The organism is Alphaproteobacteria bacterium LSUCC0396 (genome assembly GCA_041228345.1).
Taxonomy (GTDB): domain Bacteria; phylum Pseudomonadota; class Alphaproteobacteria; order Puniceispirillales; family Puniceispirillaceae; genus UBA3439.
On sequence record CP166131.1, the window covers coordinates 221,695 to 242,916 of the forward strand.

The following is a 21,222-nucleotide window of genomic DNA, read 5'->3' on the forward strand; positions in this document are numbered from 1 at the left end:
TGTTGCGCCTAAATCATGTAAATATTGTGTATAGATGTGACGGTGCTGGGCATTGTTACCGACCAGTGTGGGGAGCGCCGGTTTGCTTCCCCCAAAAGGCAGAAAGTACCACAGCGTGACCGACATTACCGATTCGACCAATCCAACAATTTCGATTTCGGATGAAATGCGCAAATCCTATCTGGATTATGCGATGAGCGTGATTGTGTCGCGGGCGTTGCCAGATGTTCGTGACGGGCTAAAGCCAGTTCATCGCCGCATTCTCTATGCGATGATGGAAGGCAATTACGATTGGTCGAAACCGCCGCGTAAATCGGCGCGTATCGTTGGTGACGTGATGGGTAACTATCACCCGCATGGCGACTCGTCGATCTATGAGGCCATGGTGCGCATGGCGCAAGATTTCTCGATGCGCCTGCCGCTGGTTGACGGGCAGGGCAATTTTGGCTCGGTCGATGGCGATCCGGCAGCGGCGATGCGCTATACGGAGTCACGGCTGGCGCGCGCGGCCGAAAGTCTGCTTCGTGATATCGACAAAAACACCGTTGAATTCACCGCCAATTATGATGAAACCCAACTAGAACCAACTGTTTTGCCGGCAGAATATCCAAATTTATTGGTGAACGGCGCGAATGGTATTGCGGTTGGGATGGCAACCAATATCCCGCCGCACAATCCTGCCGAGGTGATTGCCGCCTGTGAGGCCTATATTGCCAATCCTGACATCACCACCGAAGCCTTGACCGAGATTGTGCCCGGCCCAGATTTTCCGACAGGCGGTCTAATTATGGGGCGTCACGGTATCCGCGAGGCCTATGCCACTGGCCGTGGATCAATCATCATGCGCGCCAAGGCCGAAGTGCAAACAAACGCCAAGGATCGTGAGGCCATCATCATTCACGAAATCCCTTATCAGGTTAATAAGGCGCAATTGCTAGAGCGCATTGGTGAAATGGTGCGTGAAAAGACGCTTGAGGGGATCTCAGACATCCGCGACGAGTCTGACCGTAATGGTATGCGCGTTGTCATCGAAATAAAGCGCGATGCGTCGGGCGATGTGGTGTTGAACCAGCTTTATCGCCATACCCGGCTGCAAACCAGTTTTCCGGTGAATCTGCTGGCGATGAATGGTGGCCGCCCGCAACAAATGGGCCTGAAAGATGTTATTGTTGCCTTTTGCGCGTTCCGCAAGGAAGTGGTGGTAAGGCGGACAACTTTCCTGCTGGCAAAGGCGCGCGACCGCGCCCACATTCTGGCAGGTTTGATGGTTGCGCTGGCCTCGATCGACACCATTATTGAATTGATCAAAAAGGCGCCTGATACCGAAACAGCGCGTAATGCCCTTTGCGAGACCAACTGGCCAGCGGCCGAAGTGGCCGATTTTATCTCGCTGATTGATGATCCCGGGCATGAGGTTGTTGATGGTCACTATCGTTTGTCTGAAACACAAGCACGGGCCATTCTGGAATTGCGGCTGCAACGCCTGACCGGCATGGAACGCGAAAAACTAAGTGATGAAACGCGTGAGCTTGCCGATAAGATCGCCGATTATCTCGATATCCTCGGATCCGATACAAGAGTTAGCCGTGTCGTTCTCGATGAATTGGCTGCAACCCGTGAACGTCTGGCTAATCCGCGGCGCACCGAGATCACCGACCAGCTTGGCGATCAGGATGATGAAGATCTGATCCAACAAGAAGACATGGTGGTGACGGTTAGCCATCGCGGCTATATCAAGCGGGTGCCATTATCGGTTTATCGTGCCCAGCGGCGCGGCGGCAAAGGCCGGGCAGGCATGAAAACGCGTGATGCAGATTTCGTTACAAGGCTGTTTGTAACCAATACACATACGCCGATATTGTTCTTTACGTCGCGGGGCATGGTCTATCAGCTGAAATGCTATAAATTACCTGAGGCGGCACCGCAATCACTTGGCAAGGCGATGGTAAATATTTTACCGATTGAGCCGGAAGAGACCATTAATACGGTCATGCCAATGCCAGAAGATGAAACTAGTTGGGCCGATTTGAACGTGATGTTTGCCACTGCATCGGGCAATGTACGGCGCAATAACCTCAGCGATTTCACCAATATCAAGCGTAATGGCAAGATCGCCATGAAGCTGCAGGACGGTGACGATCTGGTTGGTGTGCTGCCATGTAGTGATGATGATGATGTTTTGATGGCTACCCGTAATGGCAAGGCGATCCGCTTTGCGGCCAATGCGGTGCGGGTGTTCCGCGGACGCGACAGTACCGGTGTTCGCGGCATCCGTCTGCTTGGTGATGACCGTGTGGTTTCAATGTCCATCATTGCTGATGAGGAAAAGGAATTTATCCTGTCAGTTACCGAAAATGGATATGGCAAACGCACGCCGGTAAATGACTATCGCCAATCTGGCCGGGGCGGGCAGGGCGTCGCCAATATCGAGACCAGCAAACGCAATGGCAAGGTTATGGCATCATTCGCGGTTGTTGAAGAAGACCAGCTGATGCTGGTCACTAACAAGGGGCAAATCATTCGCATCAGGGTGCATGGCGGCGAGGGGGATTCTATCCGTATCGCCAGCCGCAAAACACAAGGCGTCAGACTGTTTGACGTTGCCGATGATGATAGTGAAAAGGTTGTATCAGCAGGCCTGATCCGAGAGACCGAAAGTGACGATGATGATCTGGATGAGGGTAATCTCGATAATGAAAGTGGCGCTGAATCACAGGCAGGAAGCGTAGACAGTGATCCCGCTGCACAGCCAACCACAGCAGAGATAGAAGACACGGCGGACGACACGGCAATGGCCGAAGATAAGGATAATTGATGAGCCAGAAGGTTATTGTGTATCCGGGCACCTTTGACCCGCTTACATACGGTCATATCGACATTATTGAACGCGGCGCACAGCTTGGCGATCAATTGATTGTTGCCGTATCGCTTAATTTGGGTAAACAGCCACTTTTTTCGATTGAAGAGAGAACAGCGCTGGTTAAGGCCGAGGTTGATAGGATCAATGCCGAAACAAATTCAGGCCTGCCGGTTCTGGTCAAAAGCTTTTCCGGTTTGCTGACAGATTTTGCCAGCGAGCAAGGCGCAACCTCGATTTTGCGAGGGCTACGGGCGGTTGCCGACTTCGAATATGAATTTCAGATGGCCAGTATCAACAAACGATTGCATGGCGAATTGGAAACAATGTTTTTGATGGCTGCCGAACAGCAGCATTTTGTGGCATCACGATTTGTCAAAGAAATCGCACTTTTTGGCGGCAATATATCCAGCTTTGTGCCAGAAAATGTGGCCAAGGCGTTAAACCAAAAAATCAATAAAAACTAGAAACAGAGCGGCATTGCCCTTTTGCAAATGCCTATCTGAAATCAGATAAAAATAAAGGCCAGTAAGGGTTACTTTAGGGTTTACACAAAATCGACACGTCTCTATAAGGTGTCGGAGCGTTGAAGACCGATGTCATCGCACTGGCCGCAAGGCCCAAAGGAATTTATAGTTCGGGCGCGTAGCTCAGTTGGTAGAGCAAGTGACTTTTAATCACTGGGTCACAGGTTCGAATCCTGTCGCGCTCACCATTTACCCGATACCAACAGACGGTAAATAAATCGCCCCCGGCCATGAAAATGACCGGGGGTTATTTGTGCCCAAATGCCCAAGGGAGGAAAGCTATTCGGTGACACAAAATCCAGTTCGATCTAGGGCAATCACGCAGCCATCAGAATCGCGGTAACAGGCAAATGATTCGGCCGCGGTCATGGATGAGGTGATCAGATTAGTCAGCGCCGAACGCGGTAATGGTGGGAACCGGCAACGCCTCGTCATACTATTAACCGACAGATCGCTGAAAAAACTTACATTTATATGGCTCATCTCTTATCCCCAAATTAGTTTTAAATTACGAAGAGCGCCATCTATTCGCGTTCTTATGTTTACTAATTTAATGATAACTTTATTAATTATTCCTTTAATTGATCTCACAAATACGTGAGGACGGCGAAAAAGTTCTCTAGAGTTCCTCCGGACATGTAAGATTTGGGTATGAACGAACCTTCAAACACACCGTCAACAGACGTGAAAAACCCCTTTTTACATGATGCAACAGCGCCACAATATGATGATGGCGGCTATCATTTTCAGCGGTTTGAGAGATTAATATTCACCGGTACAGCGGCGGCCTATTTTAAAATCTATTTCGTCAATATCCTTTTGATTCTTGTGACATTGGGGATTTGGGTGCCGTGGGCACGGGTGCGCCAGCGACGCTATTTTTACAGCAACACGCGTATTCTAGGTGATGGTCTGGATTATCTTGCGACTGGTTTTGATTTGTTAAAAGGCTGGCTTTTAGCGCTGGCTGTTATCGTTACTTTCTATGTGATACCGTTTTTTCCGATCGAGATTCTCTTTTTTCAAGAGGCTTTGTCATTTGGTTTGGTGCTGGCCTATCCATGGGCGTTGAACAAATCATTACAGTTCAACGCGCGCAATCTGGTATGGCGCGACGTACGCTTTACCTGGCATGGCACCTATTGGGGCGTGTTCTGGTCAATGTTTGCGGCGCCATTGCTGGGCCTGTTGTCTTTGGGGATATTTATGCCGATGGCGTCGCGTATCATGCGACATTATATTGCTGAACATTACAGTTTTGGCTCAAAGCAATTTGAAATTTCCAGCAGCATTGCCGAGTTTTACAGGGTAGGGGGGCAAACATTCCTGCTGCTGATGGCTGGCGGTTTACTGACGCTGGGCCCAGTTTTTTTGGTCAGTTTCGGGGCACTTGATTTCATATCACGGGCAACAGGTTCGATCGAGATCCACAAAAACCCTCAGGTTATTTCCATGGTTTCCGGGATATTTTTGTCCCTGATTACTGTCATTGTTCTGTTTGTAGTGGTAACGACTTATTACCGTGCGGGCACACGAAATCTGATGATTAATGGGCTGCGACTGGATAAAATTATCCTGTTTCGTTCAGAGATATCGGGGTATAAGCTTGCGCTGATTGTTTTGCAAAATATGTTTGTAAGCGTAGCCAGCCTAACATTACTGTTGCCATGGGCGCGGGTACGCTATTATCGCTATCTAACGGAAAACACATTTATCCGGCCAAATAGTGATATGGCTCAATTTATTGATGATGAGCGCGATGCGGGCCATTCTGTCGGCGATGCCATCAGTGAGACTGCTGGTCTGGAAATTTCGCTTTAAAGGCCCAATCGATGCAAATTAACGGCACATTTACGGCGAAAGCCACGTCGCAGCGATCTCGCGCTGCCTTGCTGATTGGTGAGCCCGGACAATCATCAGATCAATTACTGCTGGCAATTGAGGGGCAGGATCAGGTTGAACCTGTTAGTATTTCCAAGGTCAGCGCGATGATGGCCGGTGCGGACTGGCGGATCACATTGACGGGTAGGGGCGTTTTTACCTTATCGGCGGCACTCTTACCCGACGACTTGACCCCTTTCTTGCCGACCCCCGAAAAAACATCACGCTTCATTGGCCTTGCCGAGCGCCTTGGCTGGCGCGGAATGACGGTAATTCTGTCGCTTATTATCATGTCTCTGGTGGGTGCCCGATTGGCCTTGCCCTACGCTGCTGATCACGTATCACGCTATGTTCCACAAAGCTGGGGCAAAAATATCGGCAATTCCACCCTTAATCAGCTCGACAGCCTGTTACTTGAGCCGAGCCAGCTTTCCACAAGCGAACGCCGCCGTATTGACAGGCTATTTTCCGAGATCATAAGCAAACTACCGCCCAATGCGCCGCACATTGAGTTGTTGTATCGCCGCAGCCCGACAATCGGCCCCAACGCCCTTGCGCTTGCCGGCAATCATATCATTTTGCTTGATGAAATGGTTGATTTTGCGGGCAATGAGGATGTTCTGGTGGGGATTTTAGCGCATGAGGTTGGTCATATCACCAATCGACACGCGATGCGAATGATAACCCGAAGCGCGATCCTTGCAGTTGGGCTTGGGCTTGTTTTCGGGATTGAAGATAGTTTTGTTGAGGAAATTGGTACGCTTGGTTCTAGTTTGATCCTCGCCAGCTATACACGCGCGTTTGAACTTGAGGCCGATCAGGTCTCAACCCAATTGATGCAACAGCTTGGACGCGATCCTGCAAGCCTGATCAGCCTCTTTAATAAGCTGGCGAGTGACTGCGCGCCACATTGCGACAAGGGCGGCTTTTTTGCCAGTCATCCAAGCTTTCGTGAACGCCGCAACCAGATCAATGCTGCCGCAAAAGAGTGACCCGCAGATTGTTATTTTTCGATGCTGCACCGCAGGCATGATGAATATAAAGTTTAATTCTTTTATTAACAAATTTACAAAAGGTGCTGTTTTTATTTGTTTTAATGAAATAATAGGTCAAATTCACTGCCAGCATCTTATGGATATTTTTGTCGCATAATGTATATTATGCGTAAATACAATGCGGGATATAAGCTATAATTCCCAAACAAGCCCATCAATACCCGGCCTGGTATTTGCCGGACAGATTGCTGATAACCGCTCGTAATCTGCCTCAAGCCCGAGATGTGTCAGCACGGCCTCTTTCGGCTTCACCCGGTCAATCCATGCAAAAGTCTGTTCATAATGGCTATGTGACTGATGCGGTGTAGCCCGCAACGCCTCGACGATCCACAGGTCAACACCACCAAGTTTATCGAACACTTCATCACTCATCCCAACGACATCGGTGGAATAGCCAAACTTGCCGTCAAACAGAAAGCCGAGTGAACTCGTATTACCGTGATCTTGGTACAAAACGTCAATTCGGCAGCCGCAAATATCCAAAACATCATCAGCGGCAATCTGATGCAATTTCATGGGCGGCACAAAATAGCTTGGCGAGTCTGCGTGTTTTGAAAATAGATACGGAAACCGCGTTATAATCTCAGCACCATTCTGTTTTGATGCGTAAACCGGAATATCAACCCGGTCAGGCCAATAAAAGGCGCGCAAATCATCAAGGCCAGCAACATGGTCAGAATGGGTATGAGTTATTAACAGCGCATCGATTCGCTTTAGCCCCAATGGCAATAGCTGGTTTCGAATATCTGGCCCAGCATCTACCAGAATGACCTTGTTATTAACCTCGATCAGCACCGCACATCTTTGCCGCCGGTTTCGCGGGTCATTTGGATCGCAATCACCCCATCCTGCATGGCCCAGCGCCGGAACCCCAACCGACGTGCCGCATCCCAGCATCGTTACTCTCATGACAAGACCATCCGGTTAAACAACCGCACGGTGTTGGCGCGGGTGATTGCTGCCATATCGGCAGGCTGTTTCCCGCGAACTGCGGCCAGTTTTGCCAATGTATGCGCGGTATAGGCCGGCTCATTTGGCCGACCACGATGCGGTACTGGCGCCAGATAAGGCGAGTCCGTTTCAACCAAAATCCGATCTTCTGGAATTTCTGCGGCAATCTCACGCAATTCGTCAGCCTTGTTAAAGGTCAGAATGCCGGAAAAGCTGATGTAAAAACCGATAGTAATTGCGCGACGCGCTAGGTCAGCGCCGGAACTAAAGCAATGCAGAACCCCGCGAAACGCCCCCTTCTCCATTTCATCTTCAAGGATTGCCGCCATATCCTCATCCGCATCACGCGCATGAACGATGATCGGCAAATCCAGTTCGCGGGCAACCGCAATTTGCGCCCGAAAACTATCGGCCTGCTGCTGCGGGGTGGCATAATCATAGAAATAATCAAGCCCGGCCTCACCAATTGCAACGCATTTGGGGTGATCAGCCGCCGCACGGATTGCGTCAATATTCGCCGCATCTGGCTCGCTGCCAGCTTCATGCGGGTGAATACCAACCGAGCACCAGATATTCGGATTCGCCGCCGCGATTGCCTTTGGCGCATCTGCAGTGGTCAGCTTGACGCCAATTGTGATGATATGTGTAACCCCCGCATCATGCGCACGCGCCAGCACCCCGTCCAGATCATCGGCCAGCTGGGCATAATCAAGATGAGCGTGGCTATCAATCATCAATGGTTTGCTATCGTCAGGCATTGCCTTCGCCCTCGTCAACAAAACGGGGAAAGACCGGTTCTGGCTTGGCAATCACCTGCCCGCTGGCAAGCCGCGCCTTACCGTCAAGAACGCCAAAGCCCCGCTGATCACCAGCCACCCCAAGCTGGTCGAGAATCTTTGCGGCTGCGTCCGGCATTACCGGCTGAACAAGGATCGCCACTTGGCGAATGGTTTCAGCAAGGACGGCTAGCACTTCGCCCATACGCACCGGGTCAGTTTTCTTCAGCGCCCATGGTGCGACCGTATCAACATAGCGATTTGCCTTGGAAATCACCTGCCAAATCACCCGCAGCGCCTCGTGAAATGCCTGCTGATCAATATGCTGCCGCACAGGCGCCAATAATTCATCCGCACTGGCAAGCAACGCCGCATCATCATCGCTTGGGCTTGTTGGCAAGGCCGGCATTACCCCGTCACAATTCTTGAAAATCATCGATAGAACGCGCTGCGACAGATTGCCAAGATCATTCGCAAGATCGCCATTTATCCGCTGGGTCAGCGCCGGAACTGAAAAAATGCCGTCATTGCCAAACGGCACTTCACGCATCAAGAAATAACGGGTTTGATCCAACCCATAAGTATCGGCCAAATGATTAGGGTCAATCACATTGCCCAGTGATTTTGATATTTTCTGACCTTCGTTTGTCCACCAGCCATGGGCAAAAACGCGTTTCGGCAACGGCAGGCCAGCGGCCATCAAAAATGCCGGCCAATAAACCGCGTGAAAGCGCAAAATATCTTTTCCGACCACATGCAAATCAGCCGGCCATAGCCGCGCGTGTTTTTCCGCATCGCCGCCAGCCGCATCAACCGGCCAGCCTGTTGCCGTCACATAATTGGTCAATGCGTCAAGCCAGACATACATCACATGCGCATCATCGCCGGGAACGGGGACGCCCCATTTAAAGCTAGCGCGGCTTACCGATAGGTCACGAAGACCGCCCTTAACAAAGCTTTTAACCTCGTTAAAGCGGCTCTCTGGCCCCACAAAATCAGGATTTTCCCGATAAAAATCTAACAGCTTGTCCTGCCATGCTGAAAGATTGAAGAAATAGGACGGCTCTTCGACCCATTCGACCGGCGCCCCAGTTGGCGCCTTGCCATCTACCAGTTCGGTTTCGGTATAAAAGGCCTCATCGCGAACCGAGTACCAGCCCTCATATTTGCCAAGGGTAATATGCCCATTTTCGCGAAGGATCGACCAGATTTTCTGGCAAGCCGCTTTATGTCTGTCTTCGGTTGTACGAATAAAATCATCGTTTGAGAAATTCAGCTTGGCCGTCAGGTCACGGAAATTCTGGCTCACCTGATCGGTAAATGCCTGCGGGCTTAACCCGGCAATTTCGGCCGCTTTTTCGACTTTTTGCCCATGTTCATCAGTACCGGTCAAAAAGGTCACATCATAGCCATCAAGACGCTTAAAACGTGCCAAGACATCGCACGCTAGCGTGGTGTATGCGTGCCCAATATGCGGCTTGTCATTTACGTAATAGATAGGCGTGGTGATGTAATAAGTCTTGCTCATAGGGTTTATCCGGATAAAGGCGCTGGTAAAATTTAGGTATCCTTGCAATGAGGTAGCCCAGCCACACCTTTAGGGCAAGGTTTTCTCATATAATTTGGTCATTAACCGCAGTAAAAACTGAGAAAAGTCGAGGTATAGACCTTCGGCACGCGCCGAATCCTTTAAGAAATCATCGTGAAATGCGGCCAAACTAGCCGCTGAATGGCGTTCACATAATGCGTCAATTGCCCGTGACTCAAAATCACAAGGCATCAGGTTTTTGCCGCCACTTGCAGTCAAAGCCGCGAGGCGTAATAACCGGTCCAAACAGAAAACTGCACCTTCGCGCGTGGCCCTTCCTGCCGCAGCCCCCTTGCCCCATTTTGCGGTCAATGCAGCCATCGCCCCGACATCAAGACTGGAAGCAGCCAAAAGCGAGCAGGCAACCTGATAACAATCAGCGGCGCCGCTTTCCGCCAATGAAATCGCCCGCCCGGGCGCGCCGCCACATAACTGCGCCAGAATCTCGATATGAGCAGCATCCGCATCAGGCCAGATTTTCGCCAGAACCTCCCGGCTCATGCCGGAATTCAGCGCCGAGAACCGCACCACACGGCAGCGTGACCTGATCGTTGGCGGCAATTGTCCCGGGCGTGAAGAAATTAGAAAAATCACCGCTTTTTCAGGAGGTTCCTCTAAAAGCTTTAGCATCGCATTCGCACCGTTTCGATTGATTTCATCCATCGAGTCAATCACCGCGACGCGCCATCCTCCTTTGGCCGGTTTATGCGCCATGAAGGGTACCATTTCCCGTATTTGGTCAATTTTAATCTGACCGGATTTATTATCGTCAACTGCCGGCGTGATCGACAAATAATCTGGGTGCGCGCCGCGGAACACAAGCTTACTTCCGGGATTATCTGACGAAACCGAAAAAACCGGCATATCATCGCCAAACAAGCCCGCGGGTGCAGGCGCCTCAGACAACAGCCACGCAGCCGCCATGCGCGCCATGCTGGCTTTGCCAATCCCGCGCGGCCCAGTCAAAAGCCATGCATGATGCATACGCCCGCTGGCCATAGACTCGCTAAGGGCATTGGTAAAACCGCTATGACCAATAATCGCAGTTGGATTGACCGTATAGGCAAAATTATCATCTGCGTCATTCATGCTAAATCCAGCCAGTTGCTGTTAAATAAGCCAATCCGCGTCCGGCAAATCCGCGTCCAGTAAATTCCCAATATAGCTTTGGTACTCCTAATCTGTGACCTTATAGCCATTTACCGCAAACAATTGGCGAACTGTTGCAATCACATCATCCGTAACGTCAGCGGCAGGCCGCGCCGCATCAATCCGAATGATACGATCTGGATATCGTTCGGCGCGTTCAAGAAAGCCCTGCCTAACCTGTTTATGAAACGCGGCACCCTTTGCCTCGAACCGGCTTTCGGCGCTACCGCGTTGAATAGTGCGCGCCAATCCCGCGCTGCTATCCATATCAAGCAGCAAGGTCAAGTCAGGCGCAAGCCCCTGACATGACAATTGATCAAGCCCATCAAGCAATGCCTGATCAACGCCCCCGACATACCCCTGATAAACATGCGTTGAGTCGGTGAACCGGTCACAAATCACAATATCGCCGCGTTCAAGCGCAGGCTGGATTATATGAACAACATGTTCATGGCGCGACGCCGACATCATCATCGCCTCGGTTGCAGGCTGCCATTTACTCGCCGCACCGTTCAAAAGCAAAGCACGGATAGACTCAGCCTCTTCGGTTCCACCAGGCTCTCGCGTCAGGCATAAAGAGACGTCTGGAACCTGATCCGCAACCCAGTCGCTAAGGCTCTTTATTTGCGTTGTTTTACCGCTGCCCTCACCGCCTTCAAATGTGATAAATAGGCCGCGCATATGCGCCATCACCGGGCAATAGCTGGCGTAAACGGCGCGCCAAAAATAAGATATTTTACTGCTGCAGCAACCCGGTCAAACATCCCTAAAACGGCAACATCCTGCCCTGCGCGAAGCGGCAGCTTGCGGCTATCACCATCCACATCGATAGTTAATATGCCAATTTGATCGCCTTTGACGATTGGCGCGGAAACTGGATCAATCCATTGTACCGTAATTTTTGTGTTACGGCGTTCATTATAGGATAGCAGCGGGTGCAGTGGTTCATCTAAAACCAGATCAACCTTACTGGCCTCACCAAGCCAAACATTGGCCTGATCTACCGGCTGCTCCTGATCAAAGAAACGATAAGTTTTATATTCGCGGAACATCAAATCCATCAAACGGCGGGATTCAGACGAGCGCTGTTTAATGCTCGTCATGCCATTTAAGACCATAATAACCCGTTGACCATCGCGTTCGGCCGAGCCAACCAGCCCATATCCTGATTCTTTAGTATGGCCGGTTTTCAGACCATCGGCCCCGACCGTACCGTAAATCAACGGATTGCGATTTGGCTGGCGAATTTTGTTGTAAGTATATTCACGCTTGGCAAAAACTGGATAGAATTCTGGGTATTTACTCGCTGGAAACCGGCGAATCAGCTCGGTTGTCATAACATTAAGATCTTTAGCTGTTGTGGTAAGATCAGGATCCGGCCAGCCAGTAGAATTGCGGAAATTAGTATTGGTCATGCCAATCTTTTTGGCCCAGAAATTCATTTCGTCGGCAAAGGCATTTTCAGTACCTGAAATCCCTTCGGCAAGGACAATGGCGGCATCATTACCTGATTGAACGATAATACCATGCAACAACTCACGAACGGAAACCTCGCTGCCAACCTCAAGAAAAGTACGAGATCCGCCCTTTTTCCAGGCTTTCTCGGACACGGTGAATTTATCATCCATGCTGAGCTGGCCATCGGCAATGCGTTGAAAAGCTACGAACACTGTCATGATTTTTGCCATTGATGCGGGCTTCATTGGCGTTTCTGCCTCTTTGCTGAAGAGCACCTTTCCCGTCTCAAAATCTGTGACATAGACCTGTTTCGCGGGTGAGGTTATTTCAGCGGCAATGGCCGCGCTGGCTATTGCGCCAAGCCCTGTAACAAGCAAAACGGCCAAAAATGCCCTTACCAATGAATTTTTTGTCATCGTCACGTCCTTATCGCCGACAAAATTCGGCTGCATCCAAAGGCTGTTCAATCAGCAAATTTTTATTGGGCATTATTGACCAACAAAGCGGCATAAAAATGTTTTACCTAGTCAACAACAATCCGCGCACCGGTAAAACCGGTATTGATTACCTTTTCCAGCAAATCATCAGCCATTTCGACGTTATCAACAGGCCCCAACCGAACACGATACAGTGTTTTGCCCTGCTGATTTACAGCCGAAACATCACCATTGCCGAGCCCTTTTAGCTTGGCAAAAACGGTATTTGCACTCGTTTCGGCATAAAAGGCACCCACCTGCACCCAAATTTTAGTTGAGACGGGCGCCACGGTTATAACCTCGCCAACACGCGATTGTGACAATAAATCCAAGGCCGATTGCGACGGCTTATTCACCGTTACTTTGCTTTTGGTCTTGCTAGATTTCGCCGTTATATTCACTGTTGGCTTGGCCGCTGCCACCATTTCCGGCAAGGCGCCCTGATCATTTGCGGTCAGGCTTGGAAATTCTCCACGCCGCGCCAGATTTTCCAGCCGCAGACTCTGCTCAGCAAGCACCTGAACACGCACCTTTGCCAGCCCATTATCACGATAACCGATCAAACGTGCCGCCTCACGCGACAGGTCGATGATACGCCCTGAAACAAACGGCCCACGATCATTTATCCGCACAACTAGCGACTTTCCATTATCAAGGTTGGTCACACGCACAACGCTTGGCATCGGAAGCGTTTTGTGCGCGGCTGTAACCTTATTTGGGTCAAATATTTCACCATTTGCAGTAAGCCGGCCAGCAAATTCATCGCCATACCAAGACCCAATCCCAGTTTCATCATAGGTCAGATCACGCTCGGGGTAATACCAGACACCAGCGATATTGTATGGATCACCCACCTTGTAACGCGGTGCCGCCACAACGTTGGCCAGCGACTCGCTAACAGCATTTCGTTGTTGTTTTTTGACCATGTCGATCGCAAGTTCGGCCGACGTACAGCCTTGCAAAATGAACCCAACAAATAAAACACCAATTATTGTTTTCCGACTAAATTGCATTCGTTCACCCTATTGTTTACCCAGTTCGGCTTAACGTAATTTGTCGGACAAATGACCGATTGCCAACGCGTAGTAATTGGAACGATTCCAATCAAGAATTGAGTCAAAATTACTATAGACGAGAAACGCCGGCCCGTCCGCACCTGCCGGCAAAACCAAACGCGCCGTCAGATCGCGTGCTGGCAAGGCACTGCCATCAATTGAAAGCACCCCAGCTTTTGACCAAGCCGGTAGTTTTGCGCGCGTTTTGCGATCCGCAAGAGCATCGGCAGACTTCCCATTCATGGAAAAACCGGCGGGCAGTTTTACTTCACGCCCCCAGGTAATGTCATCGCGCCACCCAGCTTTGGCAAGATAGTAGGCGGTTGAGGCAAAAACATCGGGCTTAGTGCCCCAAATATCACGCTTGCCATCACCATCCCAATCAACCGCATAGGATAAAAAACTCGAAGGCATGAACTGGCTTTGCCCCATTGCACCGGCCCAAGACCCCTTCATCTGATCTGGTGCAATATGTCCCTCTTCCAGGATTTTCAGAGCATTCAGCAATTCCTTGCGGAAATAGGCACTACGGCGGCCATCATGGGCCAAAGTTGCCAGCGCGTGCGGTACATTAAACGAGCCTAGATACTGCCCAAAATTGGTTTCAACGCCCCAGAACGTGACGATATATCGCTTTTGCACTCCATATTTCTTCGAAATCTCGGTAAGAATTTTATCATGCTCAACCAGTTTTTTAGCAGCGATACGCGCTCTGGTTGGCGAGGCAATTTTTCCAATATATTCTTCAAAGCTCATCGTGAATTCAGGCTGCCGACGATCCAGTTCAATCACCCGTTTGATCGGCGCAGCATTACCAAGGGCAGCATCAAGAACACGGTCTGAAATACCGCGATCCTTTGCCTCTTGCCGCAGTTCAACAAGCCATTGTGCAAAACTTTGCTCGCTCGCATTGGCAATTGGTGCCACCAACAGCGCAAACACCATCAAAAATGCGCGTAATCCTGTTTTCATCTTCCGGACTTCCTGACCTGAGCATGGTTTACAAGCACGAAGAGCCACACTGCGTGACCCACCACCTTATGGTAAGACGTAAGCCCGCCGGGGGGCAACCGTGAATTTGACCGATTAGGCGTTTCTTCTACTGAAAAAGAAACGCAGTGACAACATTAGCTTTTTGCCCACAAAACACCGCCAGTAAATGGGTTGATTTATTCTTAAAAAGAGGTAGGGAGCACCCTGCCTCTCTCTGATCTAGAGCTTTTCGCGTAACATTGTTGGCTTGGCTACCGATTGACTAAGACTTGAAGTAAGCGCAATAGCTAACAGCGGTGGTACGATGATCAAAGTAGCGAATGTAGACAGCCCCAATCCACCAAAAACGACTACACCAATTCCTCTGTATAGCTCTGACCCCGCACCTGGGAATACCACAAGCGGCAAAAGCCCAAACAGAGAAGTCATTGTGGACATAAATATTGGTCGAACACGGTTTCTGGTGGCCTCAATAATAGCTTCATCCGCTGCCAAGCCTTCCTCCCGGATATGCAACGTAGTCTGCTCAATCATCAATATAGCATTATTGACCACAACGCCGGTCAAAATAACAAAGCCAAGCATGGTTAGCATATCAAGCGGTTGCCGCACAAACAGGTTTAGGATCGCCAAGCCACCAATACCACCCGCCGCTGAAATGGGAATTGCAAGGATGATAATCAATGGCAGCGTAAAGCTGCGTAAAAGAATGACCAGCAGCAAGAAGATCACAACAATTGCTGTAACCACGTTGGACTGCATTGCAATCCAGGTTTCTGCTAGAGCGCTAGCCGCACCCTCCAGCTTTATAGAAACACCATTTCTGGCAGCCTCGCTTCGGATATCAGGCAAGAGTTCCATATCGATAACCGCAACCACATCTTCCAGTGGAATGCTCTCTAACGGCCGCAACTGTATCGAAACCGCTTGCTGCCCACCGAGACGCCGGATCTGCACAGGTGAGTTGACAATCTCAACACGACCAAGCTGTCCAACCCTCATTATCGAGCCAGCACGGGTAACAATCGGGATGTTTTCTAACTTATCGGCTGATAGATTTTCAGCATTTTTTCCCGAAACAACCATGTTAACAAGCTGGCCATCAATCGGCACTTGGTTCACGTTTGTTCCATCGTTAAAAACATCAACGGCTGAGGCAAAATCACGAACAGTCACACCGGCTCTGGCAAGCGCAGATAAATCAGGGGTAATGCGGATTTGTGGTGCACCCGAATCCAACCCAGGCAGAGTTCTAATTTGGTTTCCATCACGCCCCGGAAAACGCCGTGAGAGCGCGTCATTCACTTGTATTGCAGCCGACAAAACATCATCACTATTCGGCCCAACAACGTCAACACTGACAACTCTTGACCCACCAACTGAACGACCAAAAAGTGAGGCTTGCTGCACAAATGCACGTGCACCAGGTTCTGCAAAAATGGGCTTCATCAGGACCATACGCAGCTCCTTTATCCGCGCTGGATCTTTAGTTGAACCACCCGCAAACGCACCACCAGAGTAAGCGACAAAGAAAAACCGTTGAATAGCAGGTCCTTCAACGTCCTCACCAGTCCAGAGCGGGCTCGCCGCTTTTTCCATACGTTCGGCAATTCGTAATGTCTCATCCATTGAATACCCGGCAGGAACACTGATACGAGCAAACATGAAGTTAGCATTACCATCAGGAAGATAGTCAAGTTTTGGCATGAAAATGGTTGCCGCCCCAATGGAGAGAGCCAAAACCGTAGCAACCACAGAAAGGCCTAGGATTTTGCGTTCAACAACGTAAGAGGCATAGCCGACAAAAAGCCCTTTAAAACCGCGTGCTATCGGGTCAATAACTGGTAATTTCGGTAATTTTGAAAAACGGTCTGCAGAGCCCGCTAAGAGCCGCGCAGACAATGTTGGAATTACCGTTACAGAAACGAAAACCGAAATCAAAACAGACACCGAAATCGCAACGCCGATGTCCTTGAACAACTGTCCCACAGGCAAGTCGAGAGTCAAGACTGGAATAAACACGATCACCGTAGTCAGGGCTGAACCCAAAATTGGCGCCCAAACTTGCCTAGCGCCATGATAAGATGCATTTAATGAGTCCACACCGCGTTGTCGTAGCCGGAAAATATTTTCCAATGAAACAATCGACGCATCCACAACCATGCCGACAGCAAACGCCAACCCAGCGAGTGAAATAACATTAATGGATAGACCCAAAGCAGCGATTGCGACAAATGTGCCAATAACTGACACCGGTATGGCCACAAACACGATAATTGTTGGCACTATATGCCGCAAAAACAGCATTAGGATAGTTAGTGCCAAAATGCCACCAACCCAGATATTCTGTTGTACGAGGCTAATTGCAGATGAAATATAGCCAGTTTCATCATAAACGACTTTTAGATCAAGTCCACGCGCAGCAAGCTCGTTCTGGTTTAATTGGTCAACAACAGTGCGCAGCTTTAACATCGTTGCCACGACGTTACTACCGGCCTCACGCAGGGCACTCAACGTCACTGCAGGTTGACCATTCAAACGTCGGAAGCTCGTCCGGCTCTGCACTCTAACTTCAAGCGTTGCTATATCTTGAAGTAAAAGCGGCGTTACCGTTCCAGAAGGCGATACATTCGTCCGAACAACAATACTACCTGCTGTTTCAGGTGTATAGTTCAAAGCTTCGGTGCGGACAGTGTAAGAACGCTTACCCTCGGTCACAAGCCCAACACTCATCATCGTTGATGAAGTCTTCAGTGCATCAATGACTTCTGGCAGAGTAATCTGGTATTGCACTAATTTCTCAGGGTCAATCAAGACACGCATTTCCCGTTTACCGCCACCTCGATAATCAACCTCGGCAATACCATCAACCCTTGCCAAAGGCTCGACAATATTTGTGTCAAGGTATCGGCCTAGCTCCTCAAGATTAACCTTTGAACCATCTTTTGCCACAAGGGCTAAACGAGCAATCGGGCTATCATCAGAATTTGATGTTTTTACCAAGGGTGTATCAGCTTCATCAGGGAGCCCACTAACCGCGGACAGCTTACTAAGTAAAAGTACCAGGGCCTTATCCATATCCTGACCGACAGAATAAGTCAGAGTTACTCTGGCGCTACCCCTTGTTGATCGAGACGCAATCTCCTCGACACCGTTTAAAGATGCAAGTTCAGCCTCAAGGCGACCAACGATCTCTCGATCAACGTCTTCAGGTGCCGCACCAGGCCAGGACACGCGCACGTCCAAAACTGGTTTTTCAATATCCGGACTCATTTGAATGGGAATGGTCTGCAAGGCCAAGCCACCGAAAATAACACACATAAATATTAGCGCCATTACGGCGATCGGACGTTCAATAGCCAGCTTTATAATACTGCCCATTAGTTTGAACCCTTTTCCTGTTTTGTTTTCTGCTGACTTTCCTTACTGGCATTCTCAGTGCTGTTATCAGCCTCAGCTTTGGCTTTGCGCTTACCGCCACTAATTTGAATCTCTTTCCCATCTGAAAGTTGCTCATTACCTCGCACCACAACCTTTTGCCCGGCCGTCAAACCACCCAGCACTATGAACCCGTCCTTTACAGCGGCACCAATTTGGATAATCTGACGTTTGGCTCGATTTTCGTCTGCTAGATATACCATATGGCCCCCACTTACTGGCAGTACAGCATCCTTTGGCACAATCACTTGCGGCTTTGGACTAGTGGTAGGTATCTGCATCACAACAACAGCATTATCTGCCTGCAAAATAGTTGGCACTTTTTCAATCAATGAAAACCGCATAGTCCGCGTGCCCGACCGCAAGTTTTGGAAAGGCAAAGAAACCCTTATTGCGAGTTCAACCAAGCTTCCATCAAGCCCTCTGCCAAGAAATTTTTTTGTTGATTGAACATAAGGCAGGTAAGCTACCGGAACCTCTGCCTCAACCTCGAACCCATCAAGATTGATGATCTTGGCAACCACCTCCCCTTCGCGCGAGTAGCCACGTCGATAGTCGGCAATGTAAATGATCTGACCAGCTGTTTTAGCGCGCAACTTTGTTGCTTTGACGTCAGCAATGACCTGCTTTATTTCTGTTTCAGTCTGTTCGATGGTTACCGTCAGCACCGCCTGTTGGGCTTTTTTACGCATGATTGATGATTCGCGTGTCAAAACTTGCATATCGGCAGCAAGGCTCGCATTAAGCGCAGTTTCGGCAGATTCGACTGGCAAGGCATTATTTGTCACCAGTTCCTTTGCCCGTTCCGCCTTTCCAGCCAGCAAGGCCGCTTGCGCTTTGGCAACATTGAGTAAATCCTCTTCAGCAGCCAATTCAGCTTTACCATCTTTCAGCTTAACTTCAGCTTCACGAAGCCTTGATTTCAACTGTTCCAGTCTCAATTCCAGTTTTGCACTATCCTGTACCGCGATAATGTCTCCAGGTCTAACCTGATCACCAATCTGCAATTTACCAATTTCAGTGATTGCGTTTGTCACCGCGGTTACAGCTTCAAACGGACCTGCTGTCATACGTCCCTGAACGTCAATCAAATTGGCAATGATCTGGGTCTTAACCTCGGCAACCTCTACCTTGACGGCACGGTTTCCACCACCTGCCTTTTGGGCAATTGACGGGCTAATAACTGCCATTAAAATTAATGTAGCGAGACACAAGACCGCTGTTAATTGAAAAAAGGCACGAGAGCTGCGCCGAAGACCATACCTTAGGGCTGGCAAACGAAAAGTGAAACGCACCGGAAACTCCTGAAAAACACGCATTACACAGTCATTTTACAATTTTGAAGGGGCTGATCAAAAGCAGGTCTCGCAGCCCAACTGCATGGTTATGACTGGTCCTGTCACATTGCCGTAATATGATCCGAATTTGCGGGTTAGACAAGCATATGATTAATAGAAATAGGCAAATATGATAAAAATACTACAATTTGGAAAAACTTCATCAATGCTTATTGACAGATAAGCCTGATTTCCGCTAATCCCATCACCGACGGAGAGGTGGCAGAGCGGTTGAATGCACCGGTCTTGAAAACCGGCAAGGGTGAGAGCCCTTCGTGGGTTCGAATCCCACCCTCTCCGCCATTTCCTTTTTTATATTACTGTATTCATTATATTTTAGTTATAATCACGTAAATTTACGTACAAATTTACGTACAACTTTCACTAGAAAATACACACAAAGACACCATTCCAGCCATAAACCCGTCACATTGCACTGTGAGCGTATAAGTTGAATCTAACGCATTTCCTCCCTAAACTCGGCCAGCCTTTGCGCTGGCCTTATTTTGTGGCAGACTTTTCTCAGGCGAAATGGGAGCAATAATTATGTACATCAGAGTCGTGTCGATAACTGCACCGTCAAAACTTCAGTTCGATATGACCGTGACCTACTTCGAAAATGTCTGGTCACCAAAAGTCATTAGTCTCGGCGCAATTTCTGCAGAGTTTGTAAAAAGTGGGGAAAATTCCGGGATGTATATAATTCATTACCCAGATCAAAAAACAGCACTATCAGTTTTCGAAAAGATAAAACCGGAAGTTGATGAAGTCAGAACTCAAAACCGAATACAAATCACGGAAGGCGAGAGACTCTTCAGAGTCGATAGTTGAAATGACCCGCACCCTACTCACAGCCATATTCCTGATTCTTTTCAGCCATACGGCTTCGGGTGAGTCAAACCTATGACTGAGATCATTAATGACATTGTCGCCCAAATAAACCAGATAATTTTTTGGCTTAAGTTCACTGTTTATTTGGTATTGGGCATTTGTGTTGTTTGGCTAATAGGCTTCATCAGGCGAAATCTTGGTTTAGATACTCACTCTATTGAATTGAAGCGTATCAGGCGTATTCTAGAACGCCAGACTTCAGACAAATAGACTGTTTTATATTCTGCCCCCAAATCAACTCAGCAGCGCCTTACTTCTTTCAGAGTTAATACAGATGAAATTCATCAAAAGTACACTGCCAGACAACGAGACCATTGAGATGGAGATATCTTTTCACTGGAACCACACCCTTGTTGCTTGGCTCTACCTGCTCTTTTTAGGCTGGCTAATCATCGGTGTGTTTTTGTTTATCTCAATGTATCTTGAGAAATGGACGACTGAGAGGGCTTTGACTAACCGTAGGCTTATACTCAAGCGCGGTTTCATTCGTCGAAAAACTGAAGAAATAAGTTTCAATAGGATTGAGGAAGTAAATCTAAGTCAATCCATTCTTCAGCGAATACTCGGTTCTGGTGATATTAGGGTTACCGGTACCGGTGCAGGTGAAATAATGCTTAAAAACATTGATAGCCCATTGGATGTGCAAACGAAAGTAAATGAACTGAGGAATTGGGAATGACCCGTAAACTTACCCTGTCCCTCGTCTTTGCTTTTGAGATCGTCCTAAGGCAGTACCAATGACCCGCGCCCTACTCACAGTTCTATTTCAAACCGTTTTCAGCCAACTGGC

At 49.1% G+C, this 21,222-nt stretch carries 16 protein-coding genes and 2 tRNA genes; 7 read left to right on the forward strand and 11 right to left on the reverse strand.

Annotation, left to right across the window (positions count from 1 at the left end):
• The first annotated feature begins 115 nt into the window (after nucleotides 1-115).
• The 3 genes from gyrA (at nucleotide 116) to AB8881_01125 (ending at nucleotide 3,572) form a co-directional block, all read left to right on the forward strand.
• Complete coding sequence (gene gyrA, locus AB8881_01115; protein XDZ63520.1) at nucleotides 116-2,815, forward strand: DNA gyrase subunit A; 2,700 nt, start codon at nucleotides 116-118, stop codon at nucleotides 2,813-2,815.
• Complete coding sequence (gene coaD, locus AB8881_01120) at nucleotides 2,815-3,324, forward strand: pantetheine-phosphate adenylyltransferase (GenBank protein ID XDZ63521.1); 510 nt, start codon at nucleotides 2,815-2,817, stop codon at nucleotides 3,322-3,324. Before gyrA ends, coaD begins: the two co-directional genes overlap by 1 nt.
• A gap of 172 nt (nucleotides 3,325-3,496) precedes the next feature.
• Nucleotides 3,497-3,572: transfer RNA gene (locus AB8881_01125), tRNA-Lys, on the forward strand.
• 91 nt (nucleotides 3,573-3,663) lie between these two features.
• On the opposite strand, the gene AB8881_01130 is transcribed toward AB8881_01125, so the two are convergent.
• Entirely contained in the window at nucleotides 3,664-3,867 is a 204-nt protein-coding gene (locus AB8881_01130) for a hypothetical protein (GenBank protein ID XDZ63522.1), read from the reverse strand.
• 168 nt (nucleotides 3,868-4,035) lie between these two features.
• On the opposite strand from AB8881_01130, the gene AB8881_01135 reads away from it, so the two are divergent.
• Both AB8881_01135 and AB8881_01140 read left to right on the forward strand, forming a co-directional pair.
• Nucleotides 4,036-5,205 (forward strand): YjgN family protein, encoded by a 1,170-nt coding sequence (locus AB8881_01135; protein XDZ63523.1) that lies wholly within the window; start codon nucleotides 4,036-4,038, stop codon nucleotides 5,203-5,205.
• Between the two features lie 11 nt (nucleotides 5,206-5,216).
• Nucleotides 5,217-6,257 carry a M48 family metallopeptidase gene (locus tag AB8881_01140; GenBank protein ID XDZ63524.1) on the forward strand — a complete coding sequence of 347 codons (1,041 nt, stop codon included), beginning with the start codon at nucleotides 5,217-5,219 and terminating at the stop codon, nucleotides 6,255-6,257.
• Nucleotides 6,258-6,452: 195 nt separating this feature from the next.
• On the opposite strand, the gene AB8881_01145 is transcribed toward AB8881_01140, so the two are convergent.
• The 10 genes from AB8881_01145 to AB8881_01190 form a co-directional block, all read right to left on the reverse strand.
• Nucleotides 6,453-7,229: an MBL fold metallo-hydrolase gene (locus tag AB8881_01145; protein XDZ63525.1), complete on the reverse strand. Its 777-nt coding sequence runs from the start codon at nucleotides 7,227-7,229 to the stop codon at nucleotides 6,453-6,455.
• Nucleotides 7,226-8,029: a TatD family hydrolase gene (locus tag AB8881_01150; GenBank protein XDZ63526.1), complete on the reverse strand. Its 804-nt coding sequence runs from the start codon at nucleotides 8,027-8,029 to the stop codon at nucleotides 7,226-7,228. Before AB8881_01150 ends, AB8881_01145 begins: the two co-directional genes overlap by 4 nt.
• Nucleotides 8,022-9,575 carry a methionine--tRNA ligase gene (metG, locus tag AB8881_01155; GenBank protein ID XDZ63527.1) on the reverse strand — a complete coding sequence of 518 codons (1,554 nt, stop codon included), beginning with the start codon at nucleotides 9,573-9,575 and terminating at the stop codon, nucleotides 8,022-8,024. The genes AB8881_01150 and metG overlap by 8 nt, the downstream gene beginning before the upstream one ends.
• 69 nt (nucleotides 9,576-9,644) lie before the next feature.
• Complete coding sequence (locus AB8881_01160) at nucleotides 9,645-10,724, reverse strand: DNA polymerase III subunit delta' (protein ID XDZ63528.1); 1,080 nt, start codon at nucleotides 10,722-10,724, stop codon at nucleotides 9,645-9,647.
• Between the two features lie 87 nt (nucleotides 10,725-10,811).
• Nucleotides 10,812-11,465, reverse strand: a complete 654-nt coding sequence (tmk, locus tag AB8881_01165; GenBank protein ID XDZ63529.1) for a dTMP kinase — start codon at nucleotides 11,463-11,465, stop codon at nucleotides 10,812-10,814.
• An 8-nt stretch (nucleotides 11,466-11,473) separates the two neighbouring features.
• On the reverse strand, nucleotides 11,474-12,658 hold the full coding sequence (locus tag AB8881_01170) for a D-alanyl-D-alanine carboxypeptidase family protein (protein XDZ63530.1): 1,185 nt from the start codon (nucleotides 12,656-12,658) through the stop codon (nucleotides 11,474-11,476).
• A gap of 107 nt (nucleotides 12,659-12,765) precedes the next feature.
• Entirely contained in the window at nucleotides 12,766-13,731 is a 966-nt protein-coding gene (locus AB8881_01175) for a septal ring lytic transglycosylase RlpA family protein (GenBank protein ID XDZ63531.1), read from the reverse strand.
• A gap of 30 nt (nucleotides 13,732-13,761) precedes the next feature.
• Entirely contained in the window at nucleotides 13,762-14,745 is a 984-nt protein-coding gene (locus tag AB8881_01180; GenBank protein ID XDZ63532.1) for a lytic transglycosylase domain-containing protein, read from the reverse strand.
• 240 nt (nucleotides 14,746-14,985) lie between these two features.
• On the reverse strand, nucleotides 14,986-18,147 hold the full coding sequence (locus AB8881_01185) for an efflux RND transporter permease subunit (protein XDZ63533.1): 3,162 nt from the start codon (nucleotides 18,145-18,147) through the stop codon (nucleotides 14,986-14,988).
• Nucleotides 18,147-19,394, reverse strand: a complete 1,248-nt coding sequence (locus AB8881_01190) for an efflux RND transporter periplasmic adaptor subunit (GenBank protein XDZ63534.1) — start codon at nucleotides 19,392-19,394, stop codon at nucleotides 18,147-18,149. Before AB8881_01190 ends, AB8881_01185 begins: the two co-directional genes overlap by 1 nt.
• Nucleotides 19,395-19,754: 360 nt before the next feature.
• Here AB8881_01190 and AB8881_01195 point away from each other — a divergent pair.
• A tRNA-Ser gene (locus tag AB8881_01195) sits at nucleotides 19,755-19,844 on the forward strand.
• An 862-nt stretch (nucleotides 19,845-20,706) separates the two neighbouring features.
• Nucleotides 20,707-21,111, forward strand: coding sequence for a PH domain-containing protein (locus AB8881_01200; protein XDZ63535.1), 405 nt, complete (start codon nucleotides 20,707-20,709; stop codon nucleotides 21,109-21,111).
• Nucleotides 21,112-21,222 lie beyond the last annotated feature (111 nt).